Annotated in this window: 12 protein-coding genes; 6 read left to right on the forward strand and 6 right to left on the reverse strand. The window is 71.6% G+C overall.

Going from position 1 to position 11627, the window contains the following annotated elements:
* The first annotated feature begins 158 nt into the window (after positions 1 to 158).
* Entirely contained in the window at positions 159 to 791 is a 633-nt protein-coding gene (locus AC4NN1_RS08975) for a hypothetical protein (RefSeq protein ID WP_491955079.1), read from the forward strand.
* 172 nt (positions 792 to 963) lie between these two features.
* Entirely contained in the window at positions 964 to 1335 is a 372-nt protein-coding gene (locus AC4NN1_RS08980; protein WP_491955080.1) for a VOC family protein, read from the forward strand.
* Between the two features lie 3 nt (positions 1336 to 1338).
* Here the strand turns inward: AC4NN1_RS08980 and AC4NN1_RS08985 are convergent, their stop codons facing one another.
* Positions 1339 to 1920, reverse strand: a complete 582-nt coding sequence (locus AC4NN1_RS08985) for a DinB family protein (protein ID WP_491955081.1) — start codon at positions 1918 to 1920, stop codon at positions 1339 to 1341.
* 31 nt (positions 1921 to 1951) lie between these two features.
* Positions 1952 to 2503 carry a helix-turn-helix domain-containing protein gene (locus AC4NN1_RS08990; protein ID WP_491955082.1) on the reverse strand — a complete coding sequence of 184 codons (552 nt, stop codon included), beginning with the start codon at positions 2501 to 2503 and terminating at the stop codon, positions 1952 to 1954.
* A gap of 67 nt (positions 2504 to 2570) precedes the next feature.
* On the opposite strand from AC4NN1_RS08990, the gene AC4NN1_RS08995 reads away from it, so the two are divergent.
* Entirely contained in the window at positions 2571 to 3512 is a 942-nt protein-coding gene (locus AC4NN1_RS08995; RefSeq protein WP_491955083.1) for an NAD(P)/FAD-dependent oxidoreductase, read from the forward strand.
* Here AC4NN1_RS08995 and AC4NN1_RS09000 read toward each other — a convergent pair.
* Together AC4NN1_RS09000 and AC4NN1_RS09005 are read right to left on the reverse strand one after the other, a co-directional pair.
* Positions 3492 to 4190, reverse strand: coding sequence for a YdeI/OmpD-associated family protein (locus AC4NN1_RS09000; protein ID WP_491955084.1), 699 nt, complete (start codon positions 4188 to 4190; stop codon positions 3492 to 3494). The genes AC4NN1_RS08995 and AC4NN1_RS09000 overlap by 21 nt on opposite strands.
* Positions 4166 to 4867, reverse strand: a complete 702-nt coding sequence (locus tag AC4NN1_RS09005) for an NRDE family protein (RefSeq protein WP_311858972.1) — start codon at positions 4865 to 4867, stop codon at positions 4166 to 4168. Before AC4NN1_RS09005 ends, AC4NN1_RS09000 begins: the two co-directional genes overlap by 25 nt.
* Before the next feature lie 42 nt (positions 4868 to 4909).
* On the opposite strand from AC4NN1_RS09005, the gene coaBC reads away from it, so the two are divergent.
* The 3 genes from coaBC (at position 4910) to AC4NN1_RS09020 (ending at position 8902) form a co-directional block, all read left to right on the forward strand.
* Positions 4910 to 6115, forward strand: coding sequence for a bifunctional phosphopantothenoylcysteine decarboxylase/phosphopantothenate--cysteine ligase CoaBC (coaBC, locus tag AC4NN1_RS09010; protein WP_491955085.1), 1206 nt, complete (start codon positions 4910 to 4912; stop codon positions 6113 to 6115).
* Between the two features lie 62 nt (positions 6116 to 6177).
* Complete coding sequence (locus AC4NN1_RS09015; RefSeq protein ID WP_491955086.1) at positions 6178 to 7980, forward strand: AMP-dependent synthetase/ligase; 1803 nt, start codon at positions 6178 to 6180, stop codon at positions 7978 to 7980.
* A 25-nt stretch (positions 7981 to 8005) separates the two neighbouring features.
* Positions 8006 to 8902, forward strand: coding sequence for a DUF1295 domain-containing protein (locus AC4NN1_RS09020; RefSeq protein ID WP_116228139.1), 897 nt, complete (start codon positions 8006 to 8008; stop codon positions 8900 to 8902).
* Between the two features lie 21 nt (positions 8903 to 8923).
* Here the strand turns inward: AC4NN1_RS09020 and AC4NN1_RS09025 are convergent, their stop codons facing one another.
* The gene (locus tag AC4NN1_RS09025; protein WP_491955087.1) at positions 8924 to 11008 is read right to left on the reverse strand and encodes a S9 family peptidase; all 2085 of its coding nucleotides are present in this window, start codon (positions 11006 to 11008) and stop codon (positions 8924 to 8926) included.
* Between the two features lie 44 nt (positions 11009 to 11052).
* A complete protein-coding gene (locus AC4NN1_RS09030) occupies positions 11053 to 11625 on the reverse strand; it encodes a cysteine hydrolase family protein (RefSeq protein ID WP_491955088.1) in 573 nt (190 codons plus the stop codon).
* Positions 11626 to 11627 lie beyond the last annotated feature (2 nt).

Raw genomic sequence — 11627 nt, forward strand, 5'->3', positions numbered from 1 at the left:
GGTTCCGACATCGGTTCCGACACCGGCCCGACCCCGCATCCACCCCTTCCCCTGTCACAACCGACCGCATCCCACGGCACGTTGCGACGGGCGAGCTTCGCCCGCAGCCCGCCCCGGCCTGACCACCGCCCGCCGACCTCACCCGATAGCGTGCAGGCATGCGCGGACGCAGACTCACCTGGACCATCGGCGGCGCCGGACTGATCGCGTGCGGGGTGGCCGGCATCCTGCTCAGTGCCACGCTGGGCTCGTCACTGACCGACGTCCTGGCATTCTCCGTCGACCTGCTCTGGGCAGCTGCGGTTCTCATTTTCGCGATCGGCACGTCACCCCGCGACAGCGTGGTCGCTCGTCGCCCCCTCGGGATGATCACGCTCGCGCTCGTCGCCCTCTGGCCCCTGGCGTTGCGGATCGTCGGCCTGTTCCAGGACCCCATGAACCCCATCCCGCTCATCCCGTGGGAGGTATCCACCTTCGTTCCGCTCGCCCTGAGCCTCGTCGCCGTCGTGCAGATCGGCCGCGCGTCCGTCGCGCCGCGCGCCTGGCGGTGGGCGCCGGCGATCGCCCTCGCCGTCTCGGTTGCGTGCGACGCACTCAGCCTGGTGGTCGTCGCGGGTGCCGACCAGGCCACGGCCGTCCAGTTCGTCGGGCTCTCGTCGGCGCTCGGCGTGATCGGATTCCTCGTCCGCACACTGGGACTCGGGATCGTGGCACTCCTCGCCGTCGCGTCGGAGCGACCGGCATCCGTCCCGGTCTACTCGTCACCCTCGGAGCCGCCGCCGGGCTCCTGAACCTGCACCCCCTGCCGTCGAGCGGAGATCCGCGTTCGCGCGGACGTCCGGGGCGCGGAGCCTCCGCGGGAACGCAGATCTCCGCGCGAGCGCAGAAGAACGGCACCCTTCCCCTGGACAAGCCCCGCCGCGAGCGCCACCCTGGTCGCATCCCCGGACGAAGGAGACGGCCATGTTCCAGAACGACGGCGCCTACAGCGGATTCGCGGTCGACGATCTCGATGCGGCGCAAGCCTTCTACGCCGACACCCTCGGCCTCGACGTGTCGACGCTCGACAGCGGATTCCTCCACCTGAACCTCGCGTCAGGCGGCACGGTGCTCGTCTACGGGAAACCGCACCACGAGCCTGCAGGGTTCACGATCCTGAACTTCCCCGTCGACGACGTCGAGGCCGCCGTCGACGACCTCAACGCCAAGGGGGTGGAGACCGCGATCTACGACGACATGCCCACCGACTCGAAGGGCATCATGCGCGGCAACGGGCCGACGATCGCGTGGTTCCGCGACCCCGCGGGCAACGTCCTCGCGGTCCACGAGCGCTGACCGTCACGACACCCAGAAGCCCAGGGTGCAGAGCAGGCGCGTCTCGTCGTCGGCATCCGCGGGCGGATCGATCGCCGGCGGGAACACCCCGAACTGCCGCCACTCGTCGGCGTGCGGGACGACGTTCTCGTTCAGCCCCGCGATGAGCTCGGGAGACATGCGGAACGGGATGCCGAGATGTTTTGCGATCATCCACGCCTGGAACGCGCGATACGTCGCCAGGTGGGCGAACCCCTCCTCGACGGAGTAGTCGCCGTACTGGAACCGGAACGTCGTCCCGGGCGCGACACCCTCCCGCACCGCGGCCGTCGCGGTGTCGTTCAGACGGTCGTATGACTCGATCGGATCGTCGCCGAGGAGGTCGGCGTTCCGGAACTCGTCACCGTCGGCGGGAGACTTCCCGGCGAGCACGTCGGGGACCCAGGCCTCGTCGTACGCGTGCGCGAAGACGATGTCTCGGAAGGTGGGATCGGGAGTGGACGTCCACTCCTTCGGGGCCGGCTTCGACAGGTCGGCCGGATCGATGCGATCGATGACGGAGCGCAACGCGGCATCCGCTTCGAGAAACAGTTCGTCGGTTCTCATGTCGACACCGTACGACCGGCCGCCGACACTGTCACGAGCCGTGCACGTGGATCCGCTCGCCCGACGCGGTGAAGATGCTCACCACCTCGGCGAAACCGTCCTCGGTGGCGCTGATGCTGTGCGGCAGGCCCGTGTCGAACTCGGCCGCTTCCCCCGCCCCGATCCGATGCTCCTCCCCGTCGAGCAGGAGCCGGATCGTGCCGCTCAGCACGTAGAACCACTCGACCCCGTCGTGCACCTTCGGCGCCGGAGCGGCGGATGCCGCGGCGTACCGGATCTTGTAGGTCTGCACCGGCGAATGCTCGAGGGTCAGCGGCGCGACGACCATGCCGTGCCGACGCTCGGTCGCGCGGCGCACCCGCGGGTCGACGGGCTCCCCGCGCACGAGGTCGTCGAGCCGCAGGTCGAGGACCGACACCAGCGGGAGCAGCAGCTCGAGGGATGCCTGTCGTCGCCCCGCCTCGAGTCGGGACAGCGTGCTGATCGACATCCCCGCCTTCTGCGCGAGGTCGGCCAGCGTCCAGCCGCGCTGCTGCCGCGCCGCGCGCAGGCGCGGCCCCACCCGGTTCAGATCCGTCGTCATGAGGTCGAGTTTGCCACTTCTGCAAAGGAAGTTGCCATTTCGGCCCTCCTCGCGGGAGCGTGGCGTCATGACAGACACCCTTTACGACGCCGTCATCGTGGGCGGCGGCACCGCCGGACTCAGTGCCGCGCAGATGCTCGGGCGCGCGCGCCGCCGCGTCCTCGTGATCGACGCCGGCGCTCCCCGCAACCGCTTCGCCGCGCACATGCACGGCGTGCTCGGTCACGACGGCCGCTCCCCCGCCGAGCTCCTGCGCATCGGCAGAGCAGAGGCGGAGAGGTACGGCGTCGAGTTCCTCGACACGACCGTGACCTCGATCGACGACGCCGGCGACCACCTCACCGTGGCGCACGACGGCGGCATTCTCGCCGCGCGCGGCGCGGTCCTCACCACCGGCGTCGTCGACGACCTCCCCGACGTCCCGGGCCTGCGCGAGCAGTGGGGTCGCGGCGTGATCCATTGCCCCTACTGCCACGGTTACGAGGTCGCCGGGCGCCGCCTCGGCGTGCTCGCCACCTCGCCCGCGAGCCTGCACCAGATCGAGCTCGTCCGGCAGTGGAGCGATGACGTGACCGCGTTCACCGCGGGTCTCGGCGACGTCGACGACACGGTCGCCGCACGCCTGGCGGGGCGCGGCATCCGCCTCGTCGACAGCCCGATCACAGAGCTCCGGACCGACGACGACGTGGTGACCGCAGCCCTCACGGCGGACGGCGCCGCGCACGCGATCGACGCGCTGTTCACCGCGCCGACGCCGCGCCTGCACCTGGACTACGCGGCGAACCTCGACCTCGCCGTATCCACCGAGCCCGGCGAAGGACTCCGCGTCGACATGCGCGGGGCGACGAGTCATCCACGCGCGTTCGCCGCCGGCAACGTCGTGACCCCGTTCGGCAACGTGCCGCTCTCGATGGGCCAGGGCTCGATGGCCGGCGCCGGTCTCAACGCGGCGCTCGTCATGGAGGACGCCGCCTCAGCCCTGCGCGCTTCAGCTACCCTGCGCAGCTGAGGCCGCCGCGGCGGCGCGGGCCAGCCATGCCGGCGGTTCGCCGTACCGCTGGAACGGCACGAGCCTGCCCGCCGCGCAGTCCTCGACGAGCGTCGCGAGCCGGTCGGTGCGGGTCTGCTCGCGCTTCGCGCTCTGCACCCAGTGCGCCACGGTCCGGCGATACGAGGGCGTGGCGGCATCCCAGAACGCCTGGGCGGCCGGGCTCGCGGCGAGGGATCCCGCCTGCTCGGGCGTGAGCTCGTTCCGCTGCTCGTGCGAGTAGACGCCCGACAGGTCGGGGGTCCGTCGCTCGAAGGCGGCGATTCCCGCGGGGTGCATCCGCCCCTCGGCCTGCAGCCGCTCGATGTGCGCGATGTTGACGGCGCTCCAGATCGACCGGGACTTTCGCGGCGTCCAGCGCTGGACGCGGGCGCCGTCGCCGATGCCGCGGCTGACGGAGTCGATCCAGCCGAAACGCAGTGCCTCGGGAACCGCGTCGGCCCACGTCAGACCCAGCCGCGGATCGCCCTTCCGGTAGAAGACCGTCCACACCTCGACAGCCGTCTCGTGGTGGGCTTCGAGCCAGTCGCCGAACTCCGCCGCCGAGGCGAAGAAGATCGGGTCGGATGCCGGTTCCACCATGGTCGCGACGGTACCACCGGCATCCGACGCGGTCAGCGCAGCTGCAGGCTGTTCCACGCCCCGGGCTCGTCGAACTCGCCGTAGACGACCTCGGCTCCGCTCGCGGAGACCGATCCCGCGCAGACGAGGAGTGACAGCGTCGGGTAGCCGTGGGGGCGGTTGTCGCGGATGATGGCGCGGTCGTCGGTCGGTTCCAGCGCCGTGGTGCGTTCGAGCGCGCCGAGCCATTCCGCGATCCAGTCGTCTCCCGACGGCGCCGCGAACGCGTCGTGCCAGGCGACGATGCGCGCCGTCTTCGGGTCGTCGACGTCGTCGTGCGCGATCATGTGGACGCCCGGTGCGAGATCGACTGCGCGTACCGACTCGCCATCCCACATCGAGACGCGGGCGCGACCCGGCGTGACCGTCAGCAGGTTGAAGCCGTGCGTCGGCGGCGCGTCGGACAGCCCGCGTCCGGCCGCCGCGTCGAGCACGATGTGCCCGCGGGAGCCGGTCGCGAGCGAGTCGTCGATGAGGTCGGCCCGGTTGAGCACGACGGCGAGGCGGGATGCCGACGGGTCCGCCGCCAGCCACGCGCCGCCCGCGCGGGTGTCGCGCACGCCGATCACCCCGGGAAGGTCGGGCCACCACGGCCCGAGCGGATCCCACGCACGGGCGGGATCCTCGTCACGGACGGCCAGGACGCGGATCGCCGCCGTGGTGTCCTCGGGAACGTGGACGATCACGGTGCACATCGTGGTGGCCTTTCGCGTCCGACCCCGTGGGAGGATCGGACCATGTTCGTCGTCGTGGGCGTCTCGGGCGGCATCGCCGCGTACAAAACGGTGCAGGTGGTCCGTGCACTGGTGACGAACGGGCACGAGGTGCACGTTGTTCCCACGGAGGACTCGCTGCGCTTCGTCGGGACCGCCACGTGGGAGGCGATCAGCCGCCATCCTGTCACGACGAGCGTGCACGACGACGTCGCCGAAGTCCGCCACGTCGCCCTCGGCACACAGGCCGATCTCGTGATCGTCGCGCCGGCGACCGCGAACACGCTCGCCAAGATGGCCGCCGGCATCTCCGACAACCTCCTCGGCGTGACCCTCCTCGCCACGACCGCGCCCGTCGTCGTCGCACCCGCCATGCACACCGCCATGTGGGACCACGCCGCGACGCAGGCCAACATCTCGACGCTCCGCTCGCGCGGCGTGCACATCGTCGGCCCTGCGGACGGCCCGCTGACCGGCGGCGACAGCGGACCCGGGCGCATGGTCGGGCCCGACGAGATCGTCGCGGCCGCCCTCGCTGCCGCCGGAGCCCCGGCATCCGATCTCGCCGATCTGCGCGTCGCGGTGTCGACCGGCGGCACGCGCGAACCCATCGACCCCGTCCGCTTCCTCGGCAACCGGTCCAGCGGAAAGCAGGGGGCGGCCGTCGCCCTCGCCGCCGCCGACCGCGGCGCGTACGTCCACCTCGTCGCGGCGCACGTCGACGAGGGCGTGCTCGACAGGGCCCTCCACCACCCGCGGATCGCCGTCGAACGTGCCGTGACCGCCGTCGAGATGGATGCCGCGATGCGCGCCGCGAGCACCGAGGCCGACGTCGTCGTCATGGCCGCCGCGGTCGCCGACTTCTCGGTCCCCGAGGTCTCGGACGTCAAGATCCGCAAGGAGGACGGCACCGTCACCCTCGATCTCGTCGAGAACCCCGACGTGCTCATCGGGCTCGTCCAGGCGCGCCGTCCGGGTCAGACGATCGTGGGTTTCGCGGCCGAGACGGCTGCCGACGACGCGGAGCTCCGCGAACGCGGCATCCGCAAACGGGCGCGCAAGGGCGTCGATCTGCTCGCCGTGAACCGCGTCGGCTGGCAGGAGGGCTTCGAGACGGCCGAGAACCGCGTGCTCTTCGTCGACGCCACCGACGAGGTCGCGTCGCAGGCTGCGGGGACCAAGCGCGTCGTCGCCGACGCCCTGTGGGACGCGGTCCTGCGCCTGCGCTGACCCTCTCGCGCTCGGGCGAAAGATAGCGGCATCCGATTCGGTTCGGGCTCCGAATCATCTGTGTGCCGCAGATACACACTCCCCTTCTCGCGCCCGTGGACGGGCATCGCAACGTCACGGACCTCCTCGTCCAGCGTGCCGAGAAGGCTCCCCACCACGCCGCGTTCGACGTCGCCACCGGCGACGGCTCGTGGCGGCAGGTATCCACCGTCCGGTTCCTCGGCGAGGTCCGCCGGCTCGCGAAGGGCTTCATCGCCGCGGGTGTCGCCCCCGGCGACGCTCTCGCGATCATGGCCTCCACCCGCTACGAATGGGCCGTCACCGACCTCGCCGCCTGGTTCGCCGGCGCCGTCGTCGTGCCCGTGTACGAGACGTCGTCGCCCGTCCAGGTCGCCGGCATCGTCGCCGACGCCGGCGTCGTGCTGGGCGTCGGCGGAACCGAAGCCCAGACCCGCCGCCTCGCCGACGCCTTCGCCGAAACCGGCGCGGGACGCCTGGGCGCCTACGCGATGGACCCGGCCGACCGGGTGGCCGGCGGCATCCGGACCCTCGACGACCTGCGCTCGCGGGCCGACGACGTGACGGATGCCGACCTCGAGCGCCACCGCACGGCGGCCGACCTCGACGCACCCGCGACGATCGTCTACACCTCCGGCACGACCGGGGAGCCCAAGGGAGCCGTGCTCACGCACCGGAACTTCCTCGGCCAGGTGCTCAACATCGCCGCGGCCTACGGCGAGGTCGTCTACGAGCAGGGCAACACGATCATCTTCCTTCCGCTCGCGCACGTCCTCGCGCGCGGACTGCAGCTCATCTGCCTCGCGAACGGCATGCGCATCGCGCATCTGAGCGACCCGAGCACGGTCGTCGAGACGCTGTCGGTCCTCCGGCCGACGTTCCTCGTCGTCGTCCCCCGCGTTCTGGAGCGCATTCAGGCAGCCGCCGCGCAGAAGGCGGATGCCGCGCACCTCGGCCGCGTGTGGCGCGCCGCTGTCGCGACCGCCGTCTCGGGCGGACGCGCGGCCGAGCAGCGCACGGACGGGCGGGCACCGGCATCCGTTCGTCAGCGCCTGTTCGAGACCCTGTTCTTCCGCCGCCTGCGCGCCGTGATGGGCGGACGGGTCGACTACATCCTCTCGGGCGGTGCGCGGCTCGACCCCGAGGTGTCGCTGTTCTTCCGCGGCATCGGGGTTCCCGTCATCGAGGGCTACGGCCTCACCGAGACGACCGCGCCGCTCACCGGCAACCTGCCCGGCGACATCCGTGCAGGCACGGTCGGTCGACCCCTCCCCGGCTCGACCGTCCGGATCGGCGACGACGGCGAGATCCTCGCGAAGGGGATCGGCGTCTTCCGCGGCTACCGCGACCCTGCGCACGACGCCGACGCCTTCGTCGACGGGTTCTTCCGCACCGGCGACCTCGGCCGCTTCGACGCCGAAGGCCGGCTCATCATCGACGGCCGGGTCAAGGACGTCATCGTCACCTCGACCGGCAAGACCGTCGTCCCCGCCCCGTGGGAGTTCGCCGTCGAAGCGGACCCGCTCGTCTCGCACGCCGTCATGGTCGGCGAGGGACGGTCGTACCTCACCGCGCTCATCGTCCTCGATCCCGACGAGGCCGCCCGCCAGGGCGATGCGCCCGCCGCCGGCCAACTGCGCGAGATCCCCGACGAAGGCCTGCGGGCGCGGATCCAGCGGAGCATCGACGCCGCGAACGCGCTCGTCTCACGCAGCGAGCAGGTGCGCCGCTTCACGGTCATCGCCGCCGACCTCGCCGACACCACCATCATCACGCCGACGCTCAAGATCAAGCGCCGCGTCCTCCTCGAGCGCGGCTCCGACGTCGTCGCCGCCCTCTACAGCTGACCTTCCCCCGCCTCGAAAGGCCACCATGTCTTCGCAGAACCGTTCCGCCGTCATCACCGTCGTCGTCGGGCTCGTCATCGGCGCGCTCGTCGCGCTCGCGGGCAGCCAGGGAGGCGCGACCGTCGGCGGCATCCCGGTCTTCGCCCTCGCCGTCGCCGCCGCGTTCGCCGTGCAGGTGCTCGTCTACATCCCGTCGGCGATCGCTCGCACCGAGCGCTTCTTCGACGCCACCGGCAGCGCGACGTTCATCCTGGTCACGCTCGGCGTCACCCTCCTGTCGCCGTCGCCCGACGCCCGCTCGCTCGCCCTGGCGGCGATGGTGATCATCTGGGCGGCCCGCCTCGGCTCGTTCCTCTTCATCCGCATCCACCGCTCCGGCAGCGACGACCGCTTCGACGACATCAAGGTTCACCCGCTGTCGTTCCTGCGCGTCTGGATCATGCAGGGCCTCTGGGTCAGCATCACGGCCGCCGCGGCGTGGATCGCGATGGCGACCGAGCCCGCGGACCGCGTCTCGTTCGACGTGTTCGCCGGCATCGGCATCGTGATCTGGATCGTCGGCATGCTCATCGAGGTCGTCGCCGACCTGCAGAAGAACGCGTTCAAGGCGGACCCCGCCAACAAGGGCCGCTTCATCCGGACCGGGCTGTGGTCGCGCTCCCGCCACCCCAACTACTTCGGCGAGATCCTCGCGTGGGTCGGCGTCGCGATCGTCGCCGCACCGGTCTTCGAGGGCTGGCAGTGGATCGGCCTGCTCTCGCCCGTGTTCGTGATCCTGCTGCTGACCCGGGTGAGCGGTATCCCGCTTCTCGAGAAGAAGGCCGACAAGCGCTGGGGAGGCGACGCCGACTACGAGGCGTACAAGACCGCGACGCCGGTCCTCGTGCCCTCGCTCGGACGCGCGAAGGTCGCCGCGCACTGACGCAGGTCCGCCGGGCTCGCCTCAGCCGAGCCCGGCGACCTTCGGCGCGGGCGTGCCGTGCACGTGCTCGCCGAGGAAGCCGAACACCGTCTCGTACCAGACGACGGCGTGCTGCGGCTTCAGCACCCAGTGGTTCTCGTCGGGGAAGTACAGGAACCGGTGCACGGTCGACCCGTCGTCTTCGCCGAAGTGCTCGTTGAGCTCCGACCAGAGGCGCAGGCTCTCGCCGATCGGCACTCGGTAGTCGCGGTCGCCGTGGATCACGAGCAGCGGTGTGGAGATGTCCTTCACGTAGCGGTGCGGTGAGTTCAGGGCCATCGCCTCGGGCGTGAAGATCTCCTGCCAGTACGACGAAGCGTCGGTCGTCCCGGCGAACTGGTCGAGGGCCCACAGGCTCGCGTGGGTCACGATGGCGCGGAAGCGGTCGGTGTGACCGGCGACCCAGTTCGCCATGTACCCGCCGAACGAGCCGCCCATCGCGGCGGTCTTCGCCTCGTCGATGTCCGCGCGGGCGACGACCTCGTCGGTGATCGACATGAGGTCGGTGTACGGCTTCTCTCCCCAGCTGTTCCAGCCCCGGGCGATGAACTCGAGGCCGTACCCGGTCGACAGCGCCGGGTCTGGCAGCAGCACGGCGTACCCGCGGGCGAGCGCGAGCTGCGGGCTCCAGCGCCAGCTCCACGCGTTCCAGCTGTTCAGCGGCCCGCCGTGGATCCAGAGCAGGAGAGGCGCGGGGGATGCCGCATCCGCCCCCTCGGGCAGGAGCAGCCAGCCGCGCACCCGGGCGCCGTCCTCGACCGTCGTCTCGACCTCGGTCATCGTGCCGGCGGGCGCCGGCAGCGCAGCGGGCGTCGCGAGCGCGGTCACGGTGCCGTCGGGGTCGATGCGGACCGGATGCGGCGGCACCATCCACGACGAGCGGAGCGCCACGAGCGCGCCCGTCGCGCGGTCGACGGACACGTTCGAGTACGCGTGGTCGTCGGTCGTGAGCTGCACGGGGGCGCCGCCGTCGAGCGGCACGCGGAAGACGGGCCCGCGCCCGTCCTGGTCGGCGGTCACGATGAGCGCGGTGTCGTCGTGCGCGAACGCGATGCTGGTCGGCCAACGGTCCCAGCCCTCCGCGATCCGGCGCGGCTCCGAGCCGTCGATGCCGGCGATCCAGAGCTCCTGATCGGCGGGGCCGGTCGGGTCCGAGAACGCCGCCCGCCCGTAGGCGATCGACCGGCCGTCGTGGCTGACGGCCGGCGACTCGAAGTACGTCGACCGCTCCTCGAACAGGGTCGTGTGCTGGCCCGACGCGACGTCGATCGAGACGATCGCGAACCGCTCGGCGCGGCCCTGCGGGAAGCGCATCGCGGCGATGAGCGTGCGGCCGTCGGGGGTGAGCGCCGTCCCGGCGGTGTCCGCCGTGCGGCCGGGGGCGGGCGTCAGGTCACGCGGGCGCGGAAGCGACGCGGGGTAGGGGGTCGTGGCATCCGGTTCGTCCTCCGCCGTGTCCGAAGCGGCGAGCGATCCGATCGTCTCGGCGAGCGCGTCGAGGTCGAGCGAGAGCAGGTGCGGCTCGGCGGGTCCGAGGTCGTGGTCCCAGTAGCGGACCGGGTACGTCGTGTGCAAGATCGCGGAGAGCTTGCGCTTCTTCCGCTCGGCCCGCAGCTTCGCGTCGGCCTCGAGCGAGTCCGCCGACGGCAGCAGGTCGGCGGCGAGGACAGCGACGGATGCCGCATCCGCGACGGCCGCGATGCCCGACACTCCCCCGGCCAGGCGTGTGATCGCGCGCGCATCGCCGCCCTTCGCAGGGAGGAGCCAGAGCTGCGCGGCCTCGTCCTCGCCGTCGCCCTCCGCATCGGGACGGGCGCTCACGAACAGCAGGTCGCCGTCCGCGGTGAACGCGGCGCCCTGCTCGCCCTTCGCCGAGCGGGTCAGCCGGCGGGGCGTGCCGCCACCGGTCGCCGGGACCTCCCACAGCGCCCGGTCGTATCCGGTCTTGTCCTTGTTCAGGGTCGCGACCGTGAGGACGGCGCGGGTGCCGTCGGGCGAGAGCGCGACGGCGTCGATGCGGGGCAGGGCGATGTAGTCCTCGAGCGAGGCGAAGGGGTTCTGCGGCATCCCTCCACGCTAACCGCGGACCCCGTCGCGGCGACAGGGTTGGTTCAGCGGAGCAGGTCGGCGCTCGAGCAGACGGTGGCGAACTCCCCGTCGAGGTTCGTCGCCGTGATCGCCGCGAGCGTCGCTGCGGTGACGACGGTGCCGTCGGGCGCCGTCCGGTCGAACGAGTGGGTGGCGTCGAGGGCGAAGTACACGTCGTAGCCGAGGTTGCCACCCACGCGGGCCGTCGTCTCGCAGCAGTGGTTCGTCGAGATGCCCGTGACGACGATCTGCTCGATCCCGTTCGCGCGCAGCCACGCGTCGAGGTCGGGCGTCCCGTGGAACGACGAGTTCACGCTCTTCGTGACGAGCAGATCCGGGATGCCGGTGACCTCCGGCTTGACGTCGTTGCCCGGCTGACCGGGTCGCAGCGGCGACACCGGCGACGTCGAGTCGTGCCGGACGAAGACGACCGGCCACGCGCGTTCACGCCAGCGGTCGAGGAGTGCGGAAACGTTCGCCTCACAGTCGGGGTTGTCGCGCTCACCCGAGTGCGCGGTGTCGTCGAAGCCGCGCTGCACGTCGATGACGACGAGCGCAGCGCGGTCGAGGGTGAGGTGTCGCGGCGGGATCTGCACGC

It is taken from the genome of Microbacterium sp. MDV22-iso44 (genome assembly GCF_058629135.1).

Bases quoted from the DNA above. Each gene is read 5' to 3' on its own strand.
- AC4NN1_RS08975 (WP_491955079.1), top strand. From the start codon at position 159: ATGCGCGGACGCAGACTCACCTGGACCATCGGCGGCGCCGGACTGATC.
- AC4NN1_RS08985 (WP_491955081.1), bottom strand. From the start codon at position 1,920: ATGAGAACCGACGAACTGTTTCTCGAAGCGGATGCCGCGTTGCGCTCC.
- coaBC (WP_491955085.1), top strand. From the start codon at position 4,910: ATGTTCGTCGTCGTGGGCGTCTCGGGCGGCATCGCCGCGTACAAAACG.
- AC4NN1_RS08995 (WP_491955083.1), top strand. From the start codon at position 2,571: ATGACAGACACCCTTTACGACGCCGTCATCGTGGGCGGCGGCACCGCC.
- AC4NN1_RS09025 (WP_491955087.1), bottom strand. From the start codon at position 11,008: ATGCCGCAGAACCCCTTCGCCTCGCTCGAGGACTACATCGCCCTGCCC.
- AC4NN1_RS09005 (WP_311858972.1), bottom strand. From the start codon at position 4,867: ATGTGCACCGTGATCGTCCACGTTCCCGAGGACACCACGGCGGCGATC.
- AC4NN1_RS08980 (WP_491955080.1), top strand. From the start codon at position 964: ATGTTCCAGAACGACGGCGCCTACAGCGGATTCGCGGTCGACGATCTC.
- AC4NN1_RS09020 (WP_116228139.1), top strand. From the start codon at position 8,006: ATGTCTTCGCAGAACCGTTCCGCCGTCATCACCGTCGTCGTCGGGCTC.
- AC4NN1_RS08990 (WP_491955082.1), bottom strand. From the start codon at position 2,503: ATGACGACGGATCTGAACCGGGTGGGGCCGCGCCTGCGCGCGGCGCGG.